This is a genomic window from Lysobacter xanthus (assembly GCF_047159895.1).
Map to the genome: position 1 here is coordinate 1 of NZ_BAAGAB020000004.1, position 23,617 is coordinate 23,617.

The following is a 23,617-nucleotide window of genomic DNA, read 5'->3' on the forward strand; positions in this document are numbered from 1 at the left end:
GCTGCTGGCGCACCTGCTGCGCAGCGGCGGGCACCGCACCGCACTGGCCGGCAACATCGGCCTGCCGCTGCTCGAAGTGCTCGAGCCCGAGCTCGCACCGGCGTACTGGGCGATCGAGCTGTCGAGCTACCAGACCGGCGACGTCGCGGCGGGCGGTGCGCGGCCGCAAGTGGCCGTCGTGCTCAATCTCTTCCCCGAGCACCTCGACTGGCACGGATCGCACGAGCGCTACATCGCGGACAAGCTGACGCTGGTCACCGCGGCGCGCCCGCGCATCGCGGTGCTGAATGCGGCGGATCCGCGGCTCGCCGCTCTCGCACTGCCCGATGACATGGACGTCCGCTGGTTCGGCGACGCGCGTGGCTGGCACCTGCGCGGCGACGTGCTCCATCGGGGCGACGAGCCGGTGATGGACACGCTCGGCTTGCCGCTGCCGGGCCGGCACAATCGCGGCAACCTTGCCGCCGTGCTCACCGCGCTCGAGGCGCTGGGGCTGGATGCGCGCCCGCTGGCGCACGCCGCCTTCGACTTCCGGCCGCTGCCGCATCGACTGCAGACGCTGGGCGTCAGGGACCGAATCACGTGGGTCAACGATTCGATCAGCACGACGCCGCATGCCACGCTCGCCGCGCTCGAGTGTTTCGCGGCCCACGACGTCGCGGTGCTGGTCGGCGGTCATGACCGCGGCATCGATTGGGCGGAGTTTGCCGAGGCGATGCGCGCCGGTGCCCCGCGCGCGATCGTGACGATGGGCGCGAACGGCCCGAAGATCCACGAACTGCTGCGTCCGGTCGCCGCAGCCGGGGCGTTCCGCCTGCTGGCCGCGACGGACCTCGGCGACGCGATGGACCTCGCACGCGCCGCCCTCGCGGGCGCGGCGTCGCCGGTCGTGCTGATGTCGCCCGGTGCGCCCAGCTTCGGCGCCTACCGCGACTACACCGATCGCGGCCGCGACTTCGCGCGTCGGGCCGGCTTCGATCCGGAATCGATCAACGCGATCCCCGGCCTCGGCATCGCCTGACGGGGGCGCCGCAAACGGAAGGCCGCGGGCGGCTCAGGCGTCGCGGTTGACGGCGTAGCGGGCGAGCCCGCGCAGCGCGGCGGTATGCGGGTTTTCCGGCAGTGCGGCGAGCGCGCCTTCGGCGGCGGCTGCGTACTCCATCGCCCGTGCGCGGCTGTAGTCGAGCCCGCCGGTGGCGCGGATCGCGGACACGACGTCGTCGAGCGCGTCCACGTCGCCGTTGGAGACGATGTCCCGAAGCCGTGCCGACGTCGTCGCATCGCTGTGCGCGATCGCGTGGATCAGCGGCAGCGTCGCCTTGCCCTCGGCGAGGTCGTCTCCGAGGTTCTTGCCGAGCACGTCGGCCTCCGCGGCGTAGTCGAGCACGTCGTCGGCGATCTGGAAGGCGTAGCCGAGCGCGAGGCCGTAGGCCTCCAGCGCATCGCAGGTCGGCGCATCCGCGCCTGCCCCCATCCCGCCGAGGCGGGTCGCCGCGGCGAACAGCACCGCCGTCTTGCGCTCGATCACGCGCAGGTAGGCGGCCTCGTCGGTGTCGGGATTGCGGATGTGCAGCAGCTGCAGCACCTCGCCCTCGGCGATGCGGTTGGTGGTGTCGGCCAGCAGCTGCATCACCTCCATGCGCTGCAGTTCCACCATCAGCTGGAAGCTGCGCGAATAGAGGAAATCGCCGACCAGCACGCTCGCCGCGTTGCCCCAGACCGCGTTGGCGGTGCGGCGCCCACGGCGCATTTCGGACTCGTCGACCACGTCGTCGTGGAGCAGGGTGGCCGTATGGATGAACTCGACGACGGCCGCCAGCTGGTGGGCGCGCGCGTCGATCGCGGCCTCGCCGCCGGCCGCGCCGGCCGACAGCAGGAGCAGCATCGGGCGCAGCCGCTTGCCGCCCGCGCCGATCAGGTACTCCGCCACCTGGTTGATCAGCAGCACGTCCGAGGCGAGGCGGTCGCGGATCAGCCGGTCGACGGCGCCCATCGGGCCCCGGGCGAGCGCCTGGATCTCGGGCAGGGACGGGGACGGCATGCGCGTCTCGAACGGTGGGAAAAGGGCCGGCGATTATAGGCGTCCGGCACGGGCCCCCGGACAATTCCGACGGGGCGTCGCGGCCTCGACCGACCCACAACGGCCGCCGGGTATACTCCAATGTCGGTCGTCCCAACGATCCCGTAAAGGAAATTCCATGGCACGCGGCGTCAACAAGGTCATTCTCGTCGGCAACCTCGGCAACGATCCCGAGGTCAAGTACACCCAGGGCGGGATGGCGATCACCTCGATCAGCCTGGCGACCACTTCGGCGCGCAAGGACCGCGACGGCAACATGCAGGAAAAGACCGAGTGGCACCGCGTGAAGCTGTTCGGCAAGCTCGGCGAGATCGCCGGCGAGTACCTCAAGAAGGGCCGCCAGGTCTACATCGAGGGCCGCATCGAATACGGCTCGTACGAGAAGGAAGGCGTCAAGCACTACACCACCGACATCATCGCCGACGAGATGCAGATGCTCGGCGGTGGCGGCGAGGGTGGCGGCATGGGTGGCGGCGGCGGCGATCGTCCGCAGCGCGCCCCGCAGTCGGCTCCTGCGCAGCGTCGCGAGGCCCCGGCCGCGCGCAACAACGACTTCGGCAGCGACTTCGCGGACGACGACATCCCGTTCTGATCGGCGCCGGCCTTCCTGACCTTCCCCCCACTTCAGGGAGCTCCACGCTTGACCACCTGGCTCGTGACCGGCGGTGCCGGTTTCATCGGCGGCAATTTCGTCCTGGACGCCGTTCGCCGCGGCGTCCGCGTCGTAAACCTCGATGCGCTCACGTACGCGGGCAACCGCGACACCCTCGCGTCGCTCGACGCCGACCCGAACCATGTCTTCGTGCAGGGCGACATCGGCGATGCGGCGCTGGTCGCCCGCCTGCTGGCCGAGCATCGGCCCGACGCCGTCGTGAACTTCGCGGCCGAAAGCCACGTCGATCGCTCGATCGACGGCCCGGCCGCGTTCGTGCACACCAACGTAGTCGGTACGTTGGCGCTCCTCGAGGCTGCGCGCGACTACTGGCGCTCGCTCGAGGGCGCCGCCGGCGATGCGTTCCGGTTCCTGCACGTGTCGACGGACGAGGTCTACGGATCGCTCGGCGACACCGGAAAGTTCGCCGAGACCACGCCGTACGCGCCCAATTCGCCGTATTCGGCATCGAAGGCGGCGTCCGACCACCTGGTCCGCGCCTTCCACCATACGTATGGCCTGCCGGTCCTGACGACCAACTGCTCGAACAACTACGGCCCGTACCAGTTCCCGGAAAAGCTCATCCCGCTGATCATCGCGCGCGCGCTCAAGGGCGAACCGCTGCCGGTGTACGGCGACGGGCGCAACGTGCGCGACTGGCTGTTCGTCGGCGACCACTGCACCGCCATCGCCCGCGTGCTCGAAGCGGGCCGGGTGGGGGAGACCTACAACGTGGGTGGCAACGCCGAGCGCGAAAACATCGAGGTGGTGCGTGCGATCTGCCGCCTGCTCGATGCACGGCGTCCGCTCGCCGACGGCCGCGCCCGCGAGTCGCTGATCACCTTCGTCGCCGACCGACCGGGCCACGATCGCCGCTATGCGATCGACGCGTCGAAGATCGAGCGCGAGCTCGGCTGGTCGCCGACGCTCACCTTCGAGGAAGGCATCGAGCGCACGGTCGACTGGTATCTGCAGCACCAACCGTGGGTCGACCGGGTGCTCGACGGCAGCTACCGCCTCGAACGGATCGGCCAGGCATGAGCACGACCGGGCGCAAGGGCATCATCCTGGCCGGTGGCTCGGGCACGCGGCTCTATCCGATCACGCAGGCGATCAGCAAGCAGCTGCTGCCGGTGTACGACAAGCCGATGATCTACTACCCGCTGAGCGTGCTGATGCTCGCGGGAATCCGCGACGTCCTGGTGATCAACACCCCGCACGAGCAGGTGCTGTTCAAGAGCCTGCTCGGCGACGGGTCGCAGTGGGGCATGCGCATCGAATACGCGGTGCAGCCGAGCCCCGATGGCCTCGCGCAGGCCTTCGTGATCGGCGAGGAGTTCCTCGCCGGTTCTCCGTGCTGCCTCGTGCTCGGCGACAACATCTTCCACGGGCCCGGCCTCACCGCGATGCTGCAGGAAGCCGACGCGCGCGCCGAAGGCGCCACCGTCTTCGGCTATTGGGTGAGCGATCCCGAGCGCTACGGCGTGGCGGAATTCGACGACGCGGGGCGCGTGGTCGGGCTCGAGGAAAAGCCGGCGCAGCCGCGCTCGAACTATGCGGTGACCGGCCTTTATTTCTACGACGGACGCGCGAGCCGCTTCGCGTCGCAACTCGCGCCGTCGCCGCGCGGCGAGCTGGAGATCACCGATCTCAATCGCCTCTACCTGGAGGAAGGCTCGCTGCACCTGCAGCGCCTCGGCCGCGGCTATGCGTGGCTCGACACCGGCACCCACCAGTCGCTGCTGGAGGCCTCGAACTACATCGAGACCATCGAGGCACGTCAGGGCCTGCGGGTGTGCTGCCCCGAGGAGATCTCCTGGAACAACGGGTGGATCACGGACGAGGACCTCGTGCGGCTCGCGAAACCGCTGTCGAAGAACGGCTACGGCCACTACCTGCTGAGCCTGCCCGAGCGCGGAGTCGTGCCGTGAACGTGATCGAGACGGACCTGCCGGGTTGCCGGGTGTTCGAGCCGCGTGTCTTCGGCGACGACCGCGGCTTCTTCTACGAATCGTTCAACCGCGACAAGCTGGCCGCCCTCGGGCTGGACATCACGTTCGCGCAGGGCAACGTGTCGTCGTCCGCACGCGGCGTGCTGCGTGGGTTGCACTACCAGTGGCCCAAGCCGCAGGGCAAGCTCGTGAGCGTGCTCGAGGGCGAGGTGTGGGACGTCGCCGTCGACATCCGTCGCGGCTCGCCGACCTACGGTCGCTGGACGGCCGTGGTGCTGAGTGCCGAGAACAGGCGCCATTTCTGGATCCCGCCCGGCTTCGCGCACGGCTTCGCGACGCTCAGCGAGCGCGCGCTCTTCACCTACGTTTGCACGGAGACCTACGACGCCGCGGCCGATGCCTCGATCCGCTGGGACGACCCGGACCTCGCCATCGACTGGCCGGTGTCCGCGCCGCTGCTGTCGGGCAAGGACGCGTCCGCGCCGTTCCTGGCGCAGGTCGAGGACGCCCGGCTGCCGGTGTACCCATGACGGTGCTGGTGCTCGGCGCGACCGGGCAAGTGGGCTACGAGCTCGCGGCGCAGCTTGCGGACCGTCGCGACGTACTGCTGACGACCCGTACCGGTGCATCGCCCGTTCCGGGGCTCGAGTGCCGCGCGCTCGACACGAGCGACCTCGACGCCGTCGCGCGCTGTATCCAGGACGCGGCTCCGCGGGTGGTGATCAACGCGACCGCGCACACGGCCGTGGACCGCGCCGAGAGCGAACCCGAAATCGCCTTCCGGCTCAACGCCGAGGCGCCAGCCGCGATGGCGGCCGCCTGTCGCGCCGCGGGCGCGCGGTTCGTCCACTTCTCGACGGACTACGTCTTCGACGGCAGCGGCACGGCCCCGTACCCCGAGGACGCGCCGACCGCACCGCTCGGCGTCTACGGCACGAGCAAGCTCGCGGGTGAGCGCGCGGTGCGCGAGTCCGGCGCGGACGCGTTGATCCTGCGCACGGCCTGGGTCTACGGGCTGCGCGGCCACAACTTCCTCCGCACGATGCTGCGCCTCGGCGCGGAACGCGAGTCGCTCGGCGTCGTCGACGACCAGGTCGGATCGCCGACGCCGGCGTGGTTCATCGCCGAGTCGACGCTGCGCCTGCTCGACACCGACGCGAGCCCGGGGACGCTGCATGTCGTGACCCGCGGCCGGACCAGCTGGCACGGCTTCGCCGCGGCGATCTTCGAGGAAGCGGTCGCCCGGGGCCTGCTCGCGCGCGCGCCGCGCCTCGACGCGATCCCGACGGCGGCGTATCCCACGCCGGCACGCCGCCCGGCCTTCTCGGTGCTCGACACCGCGGCGCTCGCGGCCCGGGGCGTTCAGGTCCCCGAATGGCGTCACGCCCTGTGTCGCACTTTCGAGCGCGCGCGCGGCGAGGCGGCCGGCATCGGGTAGCCTAGCGGCGGGGCTGCAGGCGTGCATCCCGGGCGCCGGAGGCGCCCCGACTCCGCCTGCGGATCATGGACCGACACGCAGGACACCGAATGAAACACCTCAAGATCGCCGCACTTGCGGCCGCGCTCGCCATCACGCCGCGCGTGCACGCGCTCGACATCGAGCCGTACCTCCGCAAGGACAAGTTCGAGACCATCAAGATCTCGCCGAACGGGGACTACTACGCGGCAAGCGTGCCGCTGGAGGACCGCACGGTCCTCGTCATCCTTCGTCGCAGCGACAACAAGGTCACCGGCAATTTCTCGCTCGGCAAGAATTCCGTCGTCGCCGATTTCGACTGGGTGAACCCCACACGCGTGGTCATGTCGATGGGCGAGAAGTTCGGCTCGCTCGACAGGCCTTCGTTGACGGGCGAGTTGTATGCGATCAACGCCGACGGCACGCAGCCGGACATCCTGGTGGGCTACCGCGTGGCGACCAACACCGGCAGCGGTGCGGGCTCGCACATCCAGGCGAAGAAGGTCGAAGCCGTCGTCGCGTTCATGGTGGACGATCTCCCCGCCGACGATCGCAACGTGATCATCTCGGTGTCGGGTTTCGAGGCCGACGCGTACTCGCGTGCCGAAAAGATGGACGTCTACACCGGCCGCCGCGTCCGCGTCGCTTCGGCGCCGGTGCGCAATGCGAGCTTCGTGACCGACCATTCGGGCGTCGTGCGATTCGCGCACGGCCAGGACGTCGACCTCACGTCAAAGCTCTACTACCGCGAGGGCGATGGCAAGCCGTGGCAGCTCGTCAACGACGAGGGCAAGACGAACCGCGACGAGAGCGCCGTTGGCTTCTCCGCCGACAACGGCACCGCCTACCTGATGGTCGAGTCCGACAAGGGGCCCGACCGCATCGTCGCGTTCGACGTCGCATCCGGTACGCGTAAGGAACTGATGCGCGACGCGGTGGCCGACCCGACGAGCATCGTCCGCCAGCCGGGCACCGGTGCACCCGTGGGCGCCCTGTTCTTCGCCGGCCGGCCCGAGACGCGCTTCTTCGATCCGCAGGGGATGGAGGCGAAGCTGCAGCGCTCGCTCGAGTCCGCCTTCGAGGGCGCGATGGTGACGGTCACCTCCGAGACGGCCGACGGCAAGACGGCACTCGTGCGCGTCGCCAGCGACCGCAATCCCGGCGACTATTACCTGTTCGATACGCAGAAGCTCAAGGCCGACTACCTGCTCAGCAACCGCGACTGGTTCGACCCGGACCTGATGCATCCGACGACGCCGGTCGAGATCAAGGCGCGCGACGGCCTGGTGGTGCACGGCTACGTCACCCGGCCCCGGGGCAGCGAAGGCAAGCGGGTACCGATGGTGGTCATGCCGCACGGCGGCCCGTTCGGAATCCGCGACTACTGGGGTTTCGACCAGGATGCGCAGATGCTGGCGAGCGCCGGCTATGCGGTGCTGCAGGTCAACTTCCGCGGCTCGGGTGGCTACGGCCGCGACTTCCGCTTCGCCGGCAGCCGCCAGTGGGGCGGCACGATGCAGGACGACCTGACCGACGCGACCCGCTGGGCCGTGAACCAGGGCATCGCCGACGGCAGCCGCATTTGCCTGTTCGGCGCGAGCTACGGCGGCTACGCCTCGCTCATGGGCGTCGCCAAGGAGCCCAGCCTGTACAAGTGCGCGGCCGGCTACGTGGGCGTCTACGACCTGCCGACCATGTACACCGAGGGCGACATCAAGGGGCGCGTCTCCGGACGTAATTTCCTTCAGGAATGGCTCGGCCCGCGCGAGCAGGTCGCCGCGGTGTCGCCGTCGCGCCTCGCGGACCGCATCAAGGTGCCGGTGTTCCTGGCCGCGGGCGGCGAGGACGAGCGCGCACCGATCGAGCACAGCAAGCTGATGGAGCGCGCGCTGATTTCAGCGGGCGTTCCGGTGGAGACGCTCTATTTCCCCACCGAGGGCCACGGCTTCTACCTGCCGGAACACCGCCGCGAGTTCTACACGAAGCTGCTCGCGTTCCTGTCGAAGAACATCGGTGGCGAAACGGTGACGCCGCCGCCGGCGAAGTCCGCCACGCGCTGACGTTCCAGCGTCGCATCACGAAAAAAGGCGCCCTCGGGCGCCTTTTTTCTTTCCGTGGGCCGGTCACTTCACCCCGTGCATCCAGCGCTTGAGCAACGGCGACACCAGCAGCGCCAGCACCGCGAAGCCGATGCCGATCCACATCATCAGCCAGAAGAGGTGCGCGTACTTGGCACCGGCTTCGGCCATGTCGATCGTCGTGCCTTCCGGAATGTCGAGCGAGGCGAGCTTGCCGAACAGTGCGGCGAGCGTCTCGGAGAACGCGGTGGCGAGGAACCACGTGCCCATCATCAGGCTCATGACGCTGCGCACCGACAGCTGCGTCACCGCCGACAGGCCGACGGGCGACAGGCACATCTCGCCGACTTCGAGGATGAAGTAGGCCAGCACCAGCCACCACACGCTGGCCATGGCACCGGTCGCGCCCGCCTGTTCCGCCGCCCAGGCGAGCGGAATGAAGCTGAGGCCGCCGAACAGCAGGCCGAAGGCGGACTTCACCGGCTTCGACGGATCCATCCCGCGGCGGCCGAGCGCTGCCCAGATGACGCTGAAGGTCGGCGCCAGCAGCACGATGAACAGTGCGCCGAGGAACGTCAGCGAGCCCGCCGTCTGCGGAAGCACGAGCACGTCGCGCACGAGGAAGACGAGCATCGCGACGACGGACAGGCCGAACAGTGCGCGCGGCGCTGTGGAGTCGGGATTGCGATCGGACAGCGAGGCCGACAGCACGAAGGCGAGCGGGGCGAGCAGCAGCGAAATGATCGACCACGGGGCATTGCGGACGAACTCGCCGAAGGTGACGGCCGGTCCGCCGATGGCCTGCACCTCGGGCACCCGATGGACGAGCGAGGGCACGAGGTCCTTCGTGAGCATGCGGTCGGTGAACGTCACCCACGAGCCGTAGCTCTGCTCGTAGAGGGTGAAGAACACCAGGCACATCAGGATCAGGACGATCAGCGCGTACATCTGCTGGCGCTGCACCGGCGTGCACCGCGTCGCGGTGAACCAGAAGAACCAGACGAGCACGCCGGCCATCACCAGCAGCATGAGCATCAGCGCGAGGCTGACGTGCTCGCCGAGCGAGAACGCGCCGTTCGCCACCGCCCACATCAGTCCGGCGACGGGCAGCAGCGCCAGCACCGCGCCGACGTAGATCGCGATCTCGCGCGGCAGGCCGAACACGCGCTCGCGCAGGCGCGCAGGCTCCGGCGGCTCGGCGAGACCCTGCAGGTACTTCTGGCCCCAGAGGAACTGGCCGAGGCCGAGCGCCATGCCGATGCCCGCCGCGCCGAAGCCCCAGCTCCAGCCGAGCGTCTGGCCCAGGTAGCCGCAGACGATCGACGCGAACAGCGCGCCGAGGTTGATGCCCGCGTAGAACAGCGAGAAGCCCGAATCGCGGCGCGGGTCGTCCTCGGCATAGAGCTTCCCGACGATGGTCGAGATGTTCGGCTTGAGGAAGCCGACGCCCATGATGATCAGCGACAGCGAGAGGTAGAACGCGCGCAGCGAGCTGTCGTCGCGCACCACCTGCCCGCCGACCACGTGCGCCTCGGCGCCTTCGATCGTCATGCCGAGGTGGCCGAGCACCAGCAGGATGCCGCCGAAGATCACCGCCTTGCGCATGCCGAGGTAGCGGTCGGCGAGCATGCCGCCGAAGACCGGGATGCAGTAGACGAGGCCGCCGTACGCGCCGAGCACGTCATAGCCCATGTCGTCGCTGAACAGGTGGTGCTTGAGCAGGAAGAGCAGCAGCAGCGCCTTCATGCCGTAGAACGAGAAGCGCTCCCACATCTCGGTGAAGAAGCAGACGTAGACGCCCTTGGGGTGCCCGAAGAGATCGCGGCGCGGGTCCGCGGCGAGCGCGGCGGAACTCGGGATCGACGACACGCGCGACTCCGGCATGTGAAGGAGCGCCGGAGTATAGCCATGGCGGCCGTTGCGCCTGTGGACCCCGGTGTGCCGGCCCCACGGCCGCTTCGCTTTGCCACCACCGGCCGTGGGCCTACCATCGGCGACCTGCCCCCTCCGCGGAGTTCCGATGTCCCGTCGCCTCGCCCTGCTGCCCCTGCTGGTGGCCGCCGCGCTCCCGTTCGCCGCTTCCGCCGCGCCCCACGGCCTGCAGCCGAAGGAACTCGTCACGCTCGACCGCTTCTCGTCGCCGGTGCTGACCCCGGACGGCCGCACGCTCGTCTACGCGCGTCGCGTCGTCGACTTCGACGCCAACAAGTCGTCCACGGCGCTGTGGGTGCAGGACGCCACCAAGGCGTCCGCGCCGCGCCGGCTCACGCCCGAAGGGTGGAACGTGAACTCGCCGGAGGTCTCCGCCGACGGCAAGCGCGTCTACTTCCTGAGCTCGAAGGGTGGCTCGTCGCAGCTGTATGCCGTGCCGGTCGCCGGCGGCGCACCGGTGCAGGTCACGGCGCTCCCGCTCGACGTCGGCAGCTATGCGATGTCGCCCGACGGCCGTCGGGTCGCGGTGAGCCTCGAGACGTATCCCGACTGCGCGGCCGACCTCGCCTGCAACGCCAAGCGCGGCGAGAAGACCGATCTCAAGAAGGCGAGCGGCGTGACGTTCGACCGACTCTTCATCCGCCACTGGGACGCCTGGAACGAGGGCAAGCTCAATCGCCTGTTCGTCGCGGACGTCCCGGCCGCGGGCAAGACCGTCGACACCGCGAAGCTGGTCGGCGGCAACGTGATCGGCGATGTCCCGTCGCGCCCGTTCGGGGACGCGACCGAGTTCGGCTGGTCGCCGGACGGCCGCCAGCTCGTCTTCAGCGCCCGCGACGCCAACCGCGAGGAGCCGTGGTCGACCAACTTCGACCTGTACCTCGTGCCCGCCGACGGCAGCGCGGATGCGCGCAACCTCACGGCGGGCAACAAGGCCTGGGACACCGGCGGGGTGTTCAGCGCCGACGGCAGGACGCTCTACTACCGCGCCATGAAGCGCCCCGGCTTCGAGGCGGACCGCTTCGCACTGATGGCGATGGACCTCGCGTCCGGCACGACGCGCGAGATCGACCCGAAGTGGGACCGCTCCGCCGACGGCATCACGCTGTCGAAGGACGGCCGCACGATCTACACGACCGCCGAGGACATGGGCGAGCATCCGCTGTGGGCGGTCGACATCGCCTCGGGCGGCGTCACCAAGCTCGTCGGCGACGGCACGGTGACCGCGTTCGACGTCGAGAACGGCGTGCTGGCGTTCTCGCGCAATTCGCTCAAGTCGGGCGACCAGCTGTTCACGGGCGGGCTCAACGGCAAGGGCGTGCGTGCGCTCGGGCCGTCGGCCGGCGAGATGCTCAAGGACGTCCGCTTCGGCGACTACGAGCAGTTCGCGTTCAAGGGGTGGAACGGCGACACGGTGCACGGCTACGTCGTGAAGCCGTGGAACTACGAGAAGGGCAAGACCTACCCGGTCGCGTTCCTGATCCATGGCGGCCCGCAGGGCAGCTTCGGCAACGGCTGGAGCTACCGCTGGAATCCCCAGACGTACGCGGGGCAGGGCTATGCGGTGGTCATGGTCGACTTCCACGGCTCCACCGGCTACGGCCAGGCCTTCACCGACGCGATCAGCCAGCACTGGGGCGACCGTCCGCTCGAGGACCTCCAGAAGGGCTGGGCGGCCGCGCTCAAGAAGTATCCCTTCCTCGACGGCGACAAGGCCTGCGCGCTCGGCGCCAGCTACGGCGGCTTCATGGTCAACTGGATCGCCGGCAACTGGAACGAGCCGTGGAAGTGCCTGGTCAGCCATGACGGCGTCTTCGACCAGCGCATGATGGGCTACACCACCGAGGAGCTGTGGTTCACCGAGTGGGAGCAGGGCGGCACGCCGTTCGGCAAGCCGGCCAACTTCGAGCGCTTCAATCCGGTCAACCACGTCGACCAGTGGAAGGTGCCGACGCTGGTGATCCACGGCCAGCAGGACTTCCGCATCCCGGTCGAGCAGGGCATCGGCGTGTTCACCGCGCTGCAGCGCCGTGGGATCGAATCGAAGTTCCTGTACTTCCCGGACGAGAACCACTGGGTGCTGAAGCCGCAGAACAGCGTGCTGTGGCACCAGACGGTCAACGACTGGCTGCGCCACTACATCGGCCAGTAAGCGCGGCCCCGCATCACCCGACGCCCGGCGCGAACCACGCCGGGCGTCGTCGTTTGCGGCCTTGACGGCCCGTAGCCGCCCGCCCCCGCAGGCTGGCGGCATGAACGACACGCAGAAATGGCCGGATCGCCTGTGGATCGTGCGGCACGGCGAATCGGCCGGAAACGTCGCGCGCAACCTCGCGCAGGCGGCGAGCGCACTGCATATCGACTACGGCACGCGCGACGCCGACGTCCCGCTGTCCGACCTCGGCGAGCGCCAGGCCGATGCGTTGGGCCGATGGTTCGCCGCGCTGCCCGAGGGCGAACGCCCCGATGTCTTCCTCTGCTCGCCCTACGTGCGGGCCCGGCAGACGATGCAGCGCGTGCTGCAGCAATGCGATATCGACTGCGACCGCATCCGTTACGACGAGCGCCTGCGCGAACGCGAGTTCGGCATCTTCGACGGCCTCACGCGCCTCGGCGTGCGCGACCGTTATCCGGACCAGGCGCGGGCGCTCGACCTGATCGGCAAGTTCTACCACCGCCCGCCGGGCGGCGAGAGCTGGTGCGACGTGATCCTGCGGCTGCGCAGCATCGTCGACACGATCACCCGCGAATACCGGTGCGATCGCGTGCTGATCGTGGCGCACCAGGTGACCGTGCTCTGCTTCCGCTACCTGCTCGAGCGCATGAGCGAGGCGCAGGTACTGGAGATCGATCGGCAGAAGGATGTCGCCAACTGCGCCATCACCGGGTACGGCTTCGATCCCGCGCAGGGCCACACGGGCAAGCTGGTGCTGGAGCGCTTCAACTTCGTCGCGCCGCTGGTCGCCGCGGGCGAGACGGTGACGACCGAGCCCGACGTGCCGGCGGGGCCCAAATGAAAACGCCGAAGCCGGTCGCGATCACGCCGGCGCGGTTGCGTCGCTGGCCGCTGCCCATGCCCTCGCACGAGGGCGACAAGGACGCGCGCGGGCAGATCCTGATCGTCGCGGGTGCTGGCGAGATGCCGGGTGCTGCGCTGTTGAGTGCGGTCGCGGCGCTGCGGGCGGGCGCCGGCAAGCTGCAGGTCGCGACGTCGGCGAGCGCCGCGCCGCTGGTCGCCGCGGCGGTGCCCGAGGCGCGCGTGGTGGCGCTGCCGGAAACCCGCGGCGGCGCGCTGGCGACGGCTGCGCGTGCACGGATCGAGGCGATGTCCGAACGCGCCGACGCGATCGTGGTCGGGCCCGGCCTGCTGGAGTCGGACGCGACCGCGCGGATGCTGTCGGGCTGGCTCGCCGCGCTGCACGAGGTGCCGGTGGTGATCGACGCCGCGGCGCTGTGCGCGTTCGATCGCGATCCCGACGCGATCGCGAACGGTGCGGCGCTGCGCATCCTCACGCCGCATGCCGGCGAGGCGGCGCGACTGCTCGGCTGCGGCCGGGACGAGGTGGAAGCCGATCCGCTCGGTCTCGGCATCGCGATGGCGCGGCGCTTCGACGCCGTCTGCGTGATGAAGGGGGCGACCAGCTACGTCATCGACGGGCCGGGGCTCGTAGCGGGGCACCGCGACGCCGTCGCGAGCAATCGTTACGGCAACGTCGGGCTCGCGACGTCGGGCTCCGGCGACACCCTTTCGGGCATCGTCGGCGGGCTCGCCGCGCGCGGCGCGACGCCGTTCCAGGCGATGGCCTGGGGCGTGTACCTGCACGCGGCGGCGGGCGATGCGCTCGCCGAACGACAGGGCGGGCCGCTCGGCTTCCTCGCGCGGGAGCTGGTCGACGAGATTCCGCGCCTGATGAACGCGCTCGCCCGCTGAATCAGCAGCAGCGGCTGCGACCGCGACCGTAGCGGGCCTCGATGCGGTCGCGCAGGAAGGCGGCGCGGTCGGGAACGTCGCGCCCGGGATGATGGCGCCGCACGTGCGCCGCGTAGGCTTCGTAATCGGGGATGCCGACCACGGCGCGCGCGATCGTGCACGCGCGCCGCCACGCCGACCGCAGCTTCGCACTCACGCGGCGGCCCCGGCCGCGGGCCACTCGCGCACGCTCGGCGCGGGATCGCGGCGCGCGGCCAGCGCCGCGCGCAGGCCGAGGACGAGCGTCGCCAGCAGCACCGACATGAAGAGCACGCAGAGGCCCGCGTCAAGCATGTTGTTGAAGGCGATGCGGTGCATGTCGGCCATCGACTTGGCGGGCGCGAGCACGTCGCCGCGCGCCGCGGCGTCGGAAAACTTGCGCGCGGCGGCGAGGAACCCGATCTTCGGATCGGGATGCAGCAGCTTCTGCGTGCCGGCGGTGAGCGTGCACACGAGCAGCCAGACGGTCGCGATGCCGGGAATCCACAGGTGGCGCTCGCGCTTCATCCGCACCATCACCACGCAGCAGAAGACCAGCGCGATCCCGGCCAGCATCTGGTTGGCGATGCCGAACAGCGGCCACAGCGTGTTGATCCCGCCGAGCGGGTCGACGACGCCCTGGTAGAGGAACCAGCCCCAGCCGGCGACGGCGAGGGCCGTGCAGAGCACGTTGCCGGCCCAGCTGTGCGTCTCGCGCAGCGGCGCCCAGGCGAGGCCCGCGATCTCCTGGAACATGAAGCGGGCGACGCGGGTGCCGGCATCGATCGTGGTCAGGATGAACAGCGCCTCGAACAGGATCGCGTAGTGGTACCAGAAGGCCATCATGCCGGTGCCACCGCCGAGGCTCGCGAGAATCTGCGCCATGCCGACCGCGAGCGTCGGCGCGCCGCCGGTGCGCGACAGCACGGTCTCCTCGCCGATCTGCCTGGCCGCCGCGGCGAGCATGTCGGGCGTGATCGCGAAGCCCCAGCCGTTGATCGCGGCGGAGGCCGACTCGAGCGTCGGGCCCAGCGCGGCGACGGGCGAGTTCATCGCGAAGTACAGGCCGGGCTGCAGCACGCAGGCCGCCACCAGCGCCATCACGGCGACGAACGCCTCCATCAGCATCGCGCCGTAGCCGATCATCGGGATGTCGCGCTCGTTGCCGAGCATCTTCGGCGTGGTGCCGGAGCTGATCAGCGCGTGGAAGCCCGACACCGCGCCGCAGGCGATCGTGATGAACAGGAACGGGAACAGCGTGCCCGAGAACACCGGGCCGCTACCGTCGACGAAGCGCGTCACCGCGGGCATCCGCAGGTCGGGCATCGCGACGAGGATGGCGACGGCCAGGCCGACGATGGTGCCGATCTTGAGAAACGTCGACAGGTAATCGCGCGGCGCGAGCAACAGCCAGACCGGCAGCACCGAGGCGATGAAGCCGTAGCCGATGAGCAGCCAGGCGAGCGTGGTGGCGTCGAGCCGGAACACCGCGCTCCAGCGCGGGTCGGCCGCGACGTGCCCGCCCGCCCAGATCGACGCGAGCAGCAGCACGAGGCCGATGACCGACACCTCGAGCACGCGACCGGGCCGGAACCAGCGCAGCCAGGCACCCATGAGCAGCGCGATGGGGATCGTCATCGCGACCGTGAACGTGCCCCACGGGCTCTGCGCGAGCGCCTTGACGACCACGAGCGCGAGCACCGCCAGCAGGATCAGCATGATCGCGGCGATGCCGAGCATCGCGACCACGCCGGCCGCGTTGCCCATCTCGCTGCGGATCATCTCGCCGAGCGAGCGGCCGTCGCGCCGGGTCGAGAAGAACAGCACGAGCATGTCCTGCACCGCGCCCGCGAAGACGACGCCGAACAGGATCCACAGCGTGCCAGGCAGGTAGCCCATCTGCGCGGCGAGGACAGGACCCACCAGCGGCCCGGCACCGGCGATCGCGGCGAAGTGGTGCCCGAACAGCACGCTGCGCTCGGTCGGCACGTAGTCCAGCCCGTCGTTGCGGTAGTGCGCGGGCGTGGTGCGTGACGGATCGAGGCCGATCGCGCGCGCGACGTGGCGCGCATAGAAGCGGTAGGCGAGGAAGAACACGCTCGACGAGGCGGCGACCAGCCACATCGCGCTGAGCGTTTCGCCGCGGTGGGTCGCGATGGTCGCGAGCGAAACGACCGCGAGGATCGCCAGCGCCGCCCAGAACAGTCCTGCCAGTCCCCGCATCGCACGCTCCCCGTATGAGGCCGCGAGCGTCGCTCACGGGGCCCGGGGGGGTCAATGTGCGATGCGGCAGCGCCGCGTGCGGATGGCGTCCGTGGCGCGTCCCACGCCGGCATCGGTTACCCGGGCAGTCGGGCCAACTTCACTGCGATGGCGATCGACCTGACGGCTGCGGGACGAAGGCACCGAGGCTGCCGCCCGGTGCTACAGCCAGCGCGCCTTCTTGAACTTCCAGTACAGCCCGGCGCAGACCGCGGCCATCGCGCCGATCAGGATGAAGTAGCTCCAGCGCCCGTGCAGTTCGGGCATGTGCTCGAAGTTCATGCCGTACCAGCTGGCCACCAGCGTCGGCGCGGCAAGCAGCGACGCCCAGGCGCCGAGACGCTTCACGATCTCGCCCTGCTGCACGGTCACCAGCGACAGGTTCACGCCCACCGCCGCGGTCAGCATTTCGCGCAGGGTCTCCGTGCTCGACTGGATGCGGATCGCGTGGTCGTGGACGTCGCGGAGGTAGGGCTGGATCGCCTCGTCGATCAGCGTGCCCGGCATGCGTGCGAGGTGGCTGACGATGTCCTGCAGCGGCTCGACGGCCATGCGCAGGCGGGTGAGGTCGCGCTTGAGCCAGTACAGGCGCTGCACGGTCTCCTTCCGGAAGTTCTCGGCGAAGACGTCCTGCTCCAGCTCGCCGAGCAGCCGGTCGTACTCGTCGACGATCGGCATGTAGTTGTCGACGATGAGATCGAGCACCGCGTACAGCGCCGCACCCGGTCCGTGCGTCAGCATCGCCTGTTCGCGCTCCAGGCGCGCGCGCGCCGGCGCGTAGCTGCTCGAGGCGCCGTGGCGCACCGTCACGATGTAGCGCGGCCCGACGAAGACGTGCGTCTCGCCGAAGCGGATCGCGCCGTCGGTGAGTTGTGCGGTGTGCACCGCGATGAACAGCGAATCGCCGTAGGCCTCGAACTTCGGCCGCTGGTGCGCGTTGCGCGCGTCCTCGACCGCGAGTGGATGCAGGTCGAACTCCTCCTGCAGGACCGCCAGGACCGCGGCGCCCGGCTCGTACAGGCCGACCCAGACGAAGCTGCCGTCGTCGACGGCGAGCACGTCGCTGATCCGCGCGAGGTCGATGTCGCGGCGCGTGCCGTCGGCGGCGTAGGCCGCGCAGTTGACGACGCAGTCGGCGAAGCGCGAGTCGGTCATGCGCCGAGCGTCGCCGCGGGCGGCCGTCCCGCGCCGCGAAGGCCGGCCCACAGGCCGACGTGGACGGGCAGCAGGAGGGCGACCCAGCGCGCATTGTCCTGGTCGGCGGGATCGAGCCAGACGAAAAACATCGCGAGTAGGGCCAGGCCGGCCAGCAGCGGCAGCATGCGGCGGAACAGCCGGCCCGGCGGGCGGCCACGCAGCACGCGCCATGCGCCGGGCAGCGCGAGCGCGGCCAGCGGGCAGGCGACCAGCACGTTGCGGTTCGCCCAGGCGAACTCGTGCGCGGTGCCGGCCCAGAGGAAGAGCATCAGCGCGCCGAGCACGGTCGCCAGCGTCCAGAACGCGATCGCGACCACGGCGACGACGCGCGGCCGTCGTGCGCCAATGCCGGCGAGCGCGGCGGCGACCGCCAAGCCCGCGAGGAACCACGGCCACCACGGGCGCGGGACGTCGGCGGGCTCGGGGGCGATGCGGTGCGGCAGGATCGGCGACTCGCTCGCGACGAGCGGATGGCCGTCGACCTCCACCTCGCGCAGCGCGGCGGCGAGCCGCATCGGCACAAACGCTTCCTCCCACAGCGTGAGCGGGCGATCGGCGCGCGGGCCGAGGCCGACATCGAACCCGAGCCCCATCCACGCGGCGGGGGAGGCGAGGCGCACGGCTTCGCTGCGGTACGTCGCGCCGCGCGAACGGCCCACGAGCTGGCGATGGAGTTCGCCGCCGAGTGCGCGATCGAGCATGTCGCGCACGCGGGTGGAGCAGTTGTCGCGGAAGTAGTCGTAGCTGTAGACGGCGTTTTCGGGCCGCGCGTTCTCCGCGAGGGCCGCCGCGAGCGCATCGGCTTGTGCGTCGCTGAGATGCAGCCACTGGATCGAGACGCCACGGCCTTCATCGCGATAGGTCGACAGGTCCTGCTCGAGCGGCAGCGCGACCAGCCGGTACCGCATCACGCCGCGCATGAAATCGCCGACGAAGCCGGGCTCGGACGGGTCGAAGAAGCCGTAGTTGTACGAGGTCGCCTGGCCGGTGGCTTCGTCGACCACGACGATCGCGTCGTGGCCGAAGCGTTCCCAGAAGATCTCGCCCGGCTGCATCGTCGCGACGCCGATTCGCGGCGCCGCGAGCGCGCCGAACGGCAGGAGCAGGGCGAGCGCGAGCAGCGCGCCCAGGACGGCGCGCACGCGTCGTGCGTCAGTCGTCGCCATGCACGCCGACGTGGAAGGCATGCACGCGGCGCGCGTCGGCGCCGGCGACGCGGAAGACGAAGCGGCCCAGCGACAGCTCCTCGCCGGCTTCCGGCAGGTGCCCGATCGCCGCGGTCACGAGCCCGCCGATCGTGTCGTACTCGTCCTCGTCGAAATCCGCGCCGAAGCGCTCGTTGAAGTCGCAGATCGGCGTCAGCGCGTCAACCACGTACTGGCCATCGGCCTGGGCGGCGATCAGCGCATCCGGGTCCTGCGCGTCGTCGTGCTCGTCGTCGATCTCGCCGACGATCTGCTCCAGCACGTCCTCGATGGTGATCAGGCCGCCGACGCCGCCGTGCTCGTCGATGACGATCGCCATGTGGTTGCGCGACTGGCGGAACTCGCGCAGCAGAACGTCGAGTGGCTTGGACTCCGGAATCAGCAGGGCCGGGCGCAGGAGCTCGTGGATGCTGGCTGGGCCGTGGTCGCTGACAACGCCTCGCAGCAGGTCCTTCGCGAGAAGCACGCCGAGCACCTCGTCGCGGTCCTCGCCATGCACCGGGAAGCGGGAGTGGCCGGACTCGACCACCATCTTCATCAGGTCGATGAAGCGCGCCTCGGCGGGCAGGGACACCATCTGCGACCGCGGGATCATCACGTCGCCGACGGTCATGTCCGACACCGCGATGGCGCCTTCCATCATGCGCAGCGTGTCGGCCTCGATCAGCCCGTCGTTCTGCGCATCGCGCAGCAGCTCGACGAGGTCCTCGCGGTTGGAGGGCTCGCCCGACAGGGCGGAGCTGATCCGTTCGAACCAGGAGCGGCGGTCGGCGCCGCGGTCGTGGTGGTGGTGGGTACTACTGTCGTCCTCGGACATGTCTTCGTTCAGTGCGCCGCTCGGGGCGGCGGCGCCAGTCTAGCCGGTCGAGGCGACCGGCCCGTGGAGATGGGGATGCCGCCGGGGCCTCTCAAGCGGCCGTCAGTAGGGGTCGGCGACGCCGAGGCCCGCCAGGATCGCGCGCTCGCGGGCTTCCATCGCCTCCGCGTCGGACTCGTCCTCGTGGTCCCAGCCCAGCAGGTGCAGCACGCCGTGGACGGTGAGGTGGGCCCAGTGGTCGGCGGGGCGCTTGCCCTGCTCGGCGGCCTCGCGCGCCACCACCTCGGCGCAGACGACGAGATCGCCCAGTTCCGGCAGCTCGACGCCCTCGGGCAGCCCCTCCGGTCGCTCGGCCGGGAAGCTCAGCACGTTCGTCGCGTAGTCCTTCCCGCGGTACTGGTGGTTGAGCTCGCGCCCCTCGTCCGGGCCGACGATCCGGATCGCCACTTCGGTCGGGGCGTCGCGCCCCTCGAGCGCGGCGGCCACCCAGCGCCCGAAGCTGGTGGAGGACGGCACGCCCTTGCGCGCCGTCGCGTAACTCACGTGCACCTCGACCGCCATCGCGTTCTCCGCGCGGTCAGCCCCGGGTGTTGGCGGGGTCCGCCGCGTCGCGCGCATCGTAGGCGTTGACGATGCGGGCCACCAGCGGATGGCGCACCACGTCGCGCGATTCGAAGAACGTGAAGCTGATGCCCTCGACCCCGCGCAGCACTTCGATCGCGTCCTTCAGGCCGGATTTCGTGCTCTTAGGCAGGTCGATCTGGGTCATGTCGCCCGTCACCACCGCGGTGCTGCCGAAGCCGATGCGCGTCAGGAACATCTTCATCTGCTCGACGGTGGTGTTCTGCGCCTCGTCGAGGATCACGTAGGCATCGTTGAGCGTGCGGCCGCGCATGTAGGCGAGCGGCGCGATCTCGATGACGTTGCGCTCCAGCAGCTTCGCCACCTTCTCGACGCCGAGCATCTCGTACAGCGCGTCGTAGAGCGGGCGCAGGTACGGGTCCACCTTCTGCGTGAGGTCGCCGGGCAGGAAGCCGAGCTTCTCGCCGGCCTCGACCGCGGGCCGCACCAGCACGATGCGCTGCACGCGCGACGCGTTGAGCGCTTCGACGGCGCTGGCGACGGCCAGAAACGTCTTGCCGGTGCCCGCCGGGCCGATGCCGAAGTTGATGTCGTGCATCGCGATCGCGTGCAGGTACTTCGCCTGGTTCTCGCCGCGCGCGCGCAGCATGCCGCGCTTGACGCGGATGACGACTTCCTGCGGTTCCACGTCGTCGGCCATGCGCTGCTCGACACCCGATTCCGACAGGCGCAGGTGGATCGAATGCTCGCTCAACGTCTCGTTGACAGTGTCGTCCCAGAGCTCGTGCACCAGGCGGTCGGCGTGCTGCGCGGCCTGCGCGGGGCCGGTCACGCGGAAGACGTTGCCGCGGTTGGCGATCTGCACGCCCAGCCGCAGCTCGAGCATGCGCAGGTGCGCGTCGAACGGACCGGCGAGGTTGGCGAGCCGCTCGTGGTCGGGCGGATCGAGGACGAAGTCGCGGCTGAGGTGTTCGGCCATGCGGAAAAGGGCTCGTGGACGTGGGGAAACGATGCACCGGCCGGTGGCAGCGGCGCGTGAGCTTGCGGGCCCCGGTGGCTTTGCGCAGAGTCGGCCTCCCGGAGAGGAGAACACGATGCGGATCGCGCGCAGGCATGCGGTGCAGGGGCTCGCCATTGTCGCAGCCCTGTGGACGGGCGGTGCGCTCGCCGGCGTCACGGTGGTAACGGCGAAGACGGTGCACACCATGGACGCCCGTCGGCCGCTCGCCGATGCGTTCGCCTACGACGACACCGGACGGCTGCTCGACGTGGGCCGCCGCGAGGCGCTGCTCGCGGCGCATCCCGGTGCACGCCGGGTGGACTTCGCCGGACGCACGGTGGTGCCGGGCCTGATCGATGCGCATGGCCACGTGGCGAACCTCGGCTACACCTTCCTGCGCGCCGACCTCGTCGGCACGGCGACCAAGGCCGAGGTGATCGACCGCCTGCGCGCGAAGGCGAGCGGCCTCGCGCCCGGCGCATGGCTGCTCGGGCGCGGCTGGGACCAGAACGACTGGCCCGAGAAGGAGTTCCCCAGCGCGTCGGACCTCGACGCCGCGTTCCCCGATCGCCCGGTCTGGCTGCGGCGCGTCGACGGCCATGCGGGCTGGGCGAACACCGCGGCGATGAAGGCGGTCGGCCGCGACCTCGGCGGCGACTGGCAGCCCCCGGGCGGTCGCATCGAGCGCAGCGGTGCGAAGGCGAGCGGGGTCTTCGTGGATGCGGCGATGGAACTCGTCGACCGCGTGGTGCCGGCCGTCGACGAGGCCACGGCCACGCGCGCGCTCGAGCTCGGCATGAAGGCCGCCGTCGAGCACGGCCTCACCGGCGTGCACGACGCGGGCGTCTCCCGCGAGGACCTCGCGCGCTACATCCGCCTCGCCGACGCCGGGCGCATGCCGCTGCGCATCGATGCGATGGCCGACGGCGACCATGCCGCGTTCGCGCAGCTCTGCGAGAAGGGCCTCTACCGCCACCCGGGCGGCCACCTGCAGATGCGCAGCATCAAGCTCTACATCGACGGCGCGCTCGGAAGCCGCGGCGCGGCGATGCTCGAGCCGTACAGCGATGCGCACGACAGCCACGGCCTGCTCGTCATCGAACCCGCGAAGCTGCGCGACGTGGTGGCGCGCGCGAAGCGTTGCGGCGTGCAGGTGGCGACGCACGCGATCGGCGATCGCGGGAACCGCGAAGTGCTGGACGCGTTCGAGGCGGCGCTCGGTGCGAACCCGGGCGACCACCGCTGGCGCATCGAACATGCACAGGTCCTCGCGCCGGCCGACCTGCCGCGGCTCGCGAAGCTCGGCGTCATCGCCTCCATGCAGCCGACGCACGCCACCAGCGACATGCCGTGGGCCGAGGATCGCGTCGGCCCGCAGCGCATCGTCGGCGCCTACGCGTGGCGCCAGCTGCGCGATGCCGGCACGCGACTCGCGCTCGGCTCGGACTTCCCGGTCGAGTCCGTCGATCCGCGCCTCGGGCTCTACGCCGCGGCCACGCGCACCGATGCCGCCGGCCTGCCGAAGGGCGGTTGGCGTCCCGAGGAAAAGCTGACCGCCTTCGAGGCGCTGCGCGGCTTCACGCTGGATGCCGCGTATGCCGGCTTCGACGAGGCCCGTGTGGGCAGCCTCGAGCCGGGCAAGCGCGCGGACTTCGTCGTGCTCGACGAGGATCCGGTCGCGATTCCGCCCGAGCGTCTCAAGGACCTGCACGTCCGATCGACGTGGGTGGACGGCCGCGCGGTCTACGAGGCCGCCAGCGACTGAGCGCGCCGAGCGCCGGGTGGCGCGCGAGTGCCAGCCCGAGCACGGCCGTGGCCGCACCGCCCGCGGCGTCGAGCAGCACGTGCTGGCCGGTCGTCACAATCGTCGGCACCAGGGCGACGAGCAGCAGCCACAGCGCCGGTGCGCCGCGCCGATGCTCCAGCGACCACCCCGCGGCGACCACGAGCGGCAGGGTGACGTGTCCCGACGGAAAGCAGTTGGCCGGGCCGTCCAGCGCATGCAGCACGCGCCACGCCGCATCGGTGAGCGGGTCGAGACCCGTCGGTAGCGGCGCGCGCGGCAGCCGCGTGGGCCAGGCGAGCCACAGGGTCGCGTTGAGTCCGAGCGCGATCGCGTAGGCGCGGAACGTCGCCGTGAATGCCTCCCGGCCGCGGATCCCGAGCGCCAGCCACGGCGCGAGCAGGAGCAGCAGCCAGTAGGGCCAGATCGTCCAGGCGTGCCAGCCCAGCGCCGCGTCGAGTCCGGAGCGCTGCATCAGGTGCGGTGCGTCCACGGCGCGCGCGTTGATCGCGAGGTAGAGTGCGGTGTTGAGCGCCACGGCGGTGCCGACGATCGCGGTGCGGCGCGCGGCCGGGAGCCGGGCGGGGGCAGGGCGGTCGGCGGTCGGCGGCGGGCTCGGCATCGGGCCAGTCTGCCAGTGCCCGTTCGTCCATACTGGCCGCGCTCCCGAGG

Annotated in this window: 21 protein-coding genes; 11 read left to right on the forward strand and 10 right to left on the reverse strand. The window is 70.5% G+C overall.

The window, feature by feature from the left end:
• Positions 1-1,021: UDP-N-acetylmuramoyl-L-alanine--D-glutamate ligase (gene murD / locus ACY35P_RS02560; protein ID WP_462114262.1), on the forward strand; the 1,021-nt coding region annotated here is incomplete at its 5' end.
• Positions 1,022-1,054: 33 nt separating this feature from the next.
• On the opposite strand, the gene ACY35P_RS02565 is transcribed toward murD, so the two are convergent.
• Complete coding sequence (locus tag ACY35P_RS02565) at positions 1,055-2,041, reverse strand: polyprenyl synthetase family protein (protein WP_462114263.1); 987 nt, start codon at positions 2,039-2,041, stop codon at positions 1,055-1,057.
• Positions 2,042-2,198: 157 nt separating this feature from the next.
• Here ACY35P_RS02565 and ssb point away from each other — a divergent pair, with 157 nt between their 5' ends.
• The 6 genes from ssb to ACY35P_RS02595 all read left to right on the forward strand — a co-directional run bounded on the left by ssb (position 2,199) and on the right by ACY35P_RS02595 (position 8,200).
• Positions 2,199-2,672, forward strand: a complete 474-nt coding sequence (gene ssb, locus ACY35P_RS02570) for a single-stranded DNA-binding protein (protein WP_462114264.1) — start codon at positions 2,199-2,201, stop codon at positions 2,670-2,672.
• Between the two features lie 48 nt (positions 2,673-2,720).
• Positions 2,721-3,773, forward strand: a complete 1,053-nt coding sequence (rfbB, locus tag ACY35P_RS02575) for a dTDP-glucose 4,6-dehydratase (RefSeq protein ID WP_462114265.1) — start codon at positions 2,721-2,723, stop codon at positions 3,771-3,773.
• A complete protein-coding gene (gene rfbA / locus ACY35P_RS02580; protein ID WP_462114266.1) occupies positions 3,770-4,663 on the forward strand; it encodes a glucose-1-phosphate thymidylyltransferase RfbA in 894 nt (297 codons plus the stop codon). Before rfbB ends, rfbA begins: the two co-directional genes overlap by 4 nt.
• Positions 4,660-5,214 (forward strand): dTDP-4-dehydrorhamnose 3,5-epimerase, encoded by a 555-nt coding sequence (rfbC, locus tag ACY35P_RS02585; protein WP_462114267.1) that lies wholly within the window; start codon positions 4,660-4,662, stop codon positions 5,212-5,214. The genes rfbA and rfbC overlap by 4 nt, the downstream gene beginning before the upstream one ends.
• On the forward strand, positions 5,211-6,122 hold the full coding sequence (gene rfbD / locus ACY35P_RS02590; protein WP_462114268.1) for a dTDP-4-dehydrorhamnose reductase: 912 nt from the start codon (positions 5,211-5,213) through the stop codon (positions 6,120-6,122). Before rfbC ends, rfbD begins: the two co-directional genes overlap by 4 nt.
• Before the next feature lie 89 nt (positions 6,123-6,211).
• A complete protein-coding gene (locus tag ACY35P_RS02595; RefSeq protein WP_462114269.1) occupies positions 6,212-8,200 on the forward strand; it encodes an alpha/beta hydrolase family protein in 1,989 nt (662 codons plus the stop codon).
• A 63-nt stretch (positions 8,201-8,263) separates the two neighbouring features.
• On the opposite strand, the gene ACY35P_RS02600 is transcribed toward ACY35P_RS02595, so the two are convergent.
• A complete protein-coding gene (locus ACY35P_RS02600; RefSeq protein ID WP_462114347.1) occupies positions 8,264-9,991 on the reverse strand; it encodes a peptide MFS transporter in 1,728 nt (575 codons plus the stop codon).
• A gap of 247 nt (positions 9,992-10,238) precedes the next feature.
• Here ACY35P_RS02600 and ACY35P_RS02605 point away from each other — a divergent pair, with 247 nt between their 5' ends.
• The 3 genes from ACY35P_RS02605 to ACY35P_RS02615 all read left to right on the forward strand — a co-directional run bounded on the left by ACY35P_RS02605 (position 10,239) and on the right by ACY35P_RS02615 (position 14,081).
• Entirely contained in the window at positions 10,239-12,302 is a 2,064-nt protein-coding gene (locus ACY35P_RS02605) for a S9 family peptidase (RefSeq protein WP_462114270.1), read from the forward strand.
• A gap of 100 nt (positions 12,303-12,402) precedes the next feature.
• Positions 12,403-13,167, forward strand: a complete 765-nt coding sequence (locus ACY35P_RS02610; protein WP_462114271.1) for a histidine phosphatase family protein — start codon at positions 12,403-12,405, stop codon at positions 13,165-13,167.
• On the forward strand, positions 13,164-14,081 hold the full coding sequence (locus ACY35P_RS02615) for an NAD(P)H-hydrate dehydratase (RefSeq protein ID WP_462114272.1): 918 nt from the start codon (positions 13,164-13,166) through the stop codon (positions 14,079-14,081). Before ACY35P_RS02610 ends, ACY35P_RS02615 begins: the two co-directional genes overlap by 4 nt.
• 1 nt (position 14,082) lies before the next feature.
• On the opposite strand, the gene ACY35P_RS02620 is transcribed toward ACY35P_RS02615, so the two are convergent.
• The 7 genes from ACY35P_RS02620 to ACY35P_RS02650 all read right to left on the reverse strand — a co-directional run bounded on the left by ACY35P_RS02620 (position 14,083) and on the right by ACY35P_RS02650 (position 21,141).
• Positions 14,083-14,277, reverse strand: a complete 195-nt coding sequence (locus ACY35P_RS02620) for a YbdD/YjiX family protein (RefSeq protein ID WP_462114273.1) — start codon at positions 14,275-14,277, stop codon at positions 14,083-14,085.
• The gene (locus ACY35P_RS02625) at positions 14,274-16,322 is read right to left on the reverse strand and encodes a carbon starvation CstA family protein (protein ID WP_462114274.1); all 2,049 of its coding nucleotides are present in this window, start codon (positions 16,320-16,322) and stop codon (positions 14,274-14,276) included. The genes ACY35P_RS02620 and ACY35P_RS02625 overlap by 4 nt, the downstream gene beginning before the upstream one ends.
• Positions 16,323-16,523: 201 nt before the next feature.
• Positions 16,524-17,516, reverse strand: coding sequence for a magnesium and cobalt transport protein CorA (locus ACY35P_RS02630; protein WP_462114275.1), 993 nt, complete (start codon positions 17,514-17,516; stop codon positions 16,524-16,526).
• Complete coding sequence (locus ACY35P_RS02635; RefSeq protein WP_462114276.1) at positions 17,513-18,724, reverse strand: lipoprotein N-acyltransferase Lnb domain-containing protein; 1,212 nt, start codon at positions 18,722-18,724, stop codon at positions 17,513-17,515. Before ACY35P_RS02635 ends, ACY35P_RS02630 begins: the two co-directional genes overlap by 4 nt.
• Positions 18,711-19,580: an HlyC/CorC family transporter gene (locus tag ACY35P_RS02640; protein WP_462114277.1), complete on the reverse strand. Its 870-nt coding sequence runs from the start codon at positions 19,578-19,580 to the stop codon at positions 18,711-18,713. The genes ACY35P_RS02635 and ACY35P_RS02640 overlap by 14 nt, the downstream gene beginning before the upstream one ends.
• 102 nt (positions 19,581-19,682) lie before the next feature.
• Entirely contained in the window at positions 19,683-20,141 is a 459-nt protein-coding gene (gene ybeY / locus ACY35P_RS02645; protein WP_462114278.1) for an rRNA maturation RNase YbeY, read from the reverse strand.
• 16 nt (positions 20,142-20,157) lie between these two features.
• On the reverse strand, positions 20,158-21,141 hold the full coding sequence (locus tag ACY35P_RS02650; RefSeq protein ID WP_462114279.1) for a PhoH family protein: 984 nt from the start codon (positions 21,139-21,141) through the stop codon (positions 20,158-20,160).
• A 115-nt stretch (positions 21,142-21,256) separates the two neighbouring features.
• Between ACY35P_RS02650 and ACY35P_RS02655 the strand changes: the two genes are divergently transcribed.
• A complete protein-coding gene (locus ACY35P_RS02655) occupies positions 21,257-22,927 on the forward strand; it encodes an amidohydrolase (protein ID WP_462114280.1) in 1,671 nt (556 codons plus the stop codon).
• Here the strand turns inward: ACY35P_RS02655 and ACY35P_RS02660 are convergent.
• On the reverse strand, positions 22,860-23,567 hold the full coding sequence (locus ACY35P_RS02660; RefSeq protein WP_462114281.1) for a phosphatase PAP2 family protein: 708 nt from the start codon (positions 23,565-23,567) through the stop codon (positions 22,860-22,862). The genes ACY35P_RS02655 and ACY35P_RS02660 overlap by 68 nt on opposite strands.
• Positions 23,568-23,617: the final 50 nt, after the last annotated feature.

Bases quoted from the DNA above. Each gene is read 5' to 3' on its own strand.
- ACY35P_RS02655 (WP_462114280.1), top strand. From the start codon at position 21,257: ATGCGGATCGCGCGCAGGCATGCGGTGCAGGGGCTCGCCATTGTCGCA.
- ACY35P_RS02635 (WP_462114276.1), bottom strand. From the start codon at position 18,724: ATGGCGACGACTGACGCACGACGCGTGCGCGCCGTCCTGGGCGCGCTG.
- ssb (WP_462114264.1), top strand. From the start codon at position 2,199: ATGGCACGCGGCGTCAACAAGGTCATTCTCGTCGGCAACCTCGGCAAC.
- ACY35P_RS02595 (WP_462114269.1), top strand. From the start codon at position 6,212: ATGAAACACCTCAAGATCGCCGCACTTGCGGCCGCGCTCGCCATCACG.
- ACY35P_RS02630 (WP_462114275.1), bottom strand. From the start codon at position 17,516: ATGACCGACTCGCGCTTCGCCGACTGCGTCGTCAACTGCGCGGCCTAC.
- rfbD (WP_462114268.1), top strand. From the start codon at position 5,211: ATGACGGTGCTGGTGCTCGGCGCGACCGGGCAAGTGGGCTACGAGCTC.
- ACY35P_RS02650 (WP_462114279.1), bottom strand. From the start codon at position 21,141: ATGGCCGAACACCTCAGCCGCGACTTCGTCCTCGATCCGCCCGACCAC.
- ACY35P_RS02600 (WP_462114347.1), bottom strand. From the start codon at position 9,991: ATGTGGGAGCGCTTCTCGTTCTACGGCATGAAGGCGCTGCTGCTGCTC.
- ACY35P_RS02615 (WP_462114272.1), top strand. From the start codon at position 13,164: ATGAAAACGCCGAAGCCGGTCGCGATCACGCCGGCGCGGTTGCGTCGC.
- ACY35P_RS02605 (WP_462114270.1), top strand. From the start codon at position 10,239: ATGTCCCGTCGCCTCGCCCTGCTGCCCCTGCTGGTGGCCGCCGCGCTC.
- ACY35P_RS02565 (WP_462114263.1), bottom strand. From the start codon at position 2,041: ATGCCGTCCCCGTCCCTGCCCGAGATCCAGGCGCTCGCCCGGGGCCCG.
- ACY35P_RS02625 (WP_462114274.1), bottom strand. From the start codon at position 16,322: ATGCGGGGACTGGCAGGACTGTTCTGGGCGGCGCTGGCGATCCTCGCG.
- ACY35P_RS02660 (WP_462114281.1), bottom strand. From the start codon at position 23,567: ATGCCGAGCCCGCCGCCGACCGCCGACCGCCCTGCCCCCGCCCGGCTC.
- rfbA (WP_462114266.1), top strand. From the start codon at position 3,770: ATGAGCACGACCGGGCGCAAGGGCATCATCCTGGCCGGTGGCTCGGGC.
- ACY35P_RS02610 (WP_462114271.1), top strand. From the start codon at position 12,403: ATGAACGACACGCAGAAATGGCCGGATCGCCTGTGGATCGTGCGGCAC.
- ACY35P_RS02640 (WP_462114277.1), bottom strand. From the start codon at position 19,580: ATGTCCGAGGACGACAGTAGTACCCACCACCACCACGACCGCGGCGCC.
- ybeY (WP_462114278.1), bottom strand. From the start codon at position 20,141: ATGGCGGTCGAGGTGCACGTGAGTTACGCGACGGCGCGCAAGGGCGTG.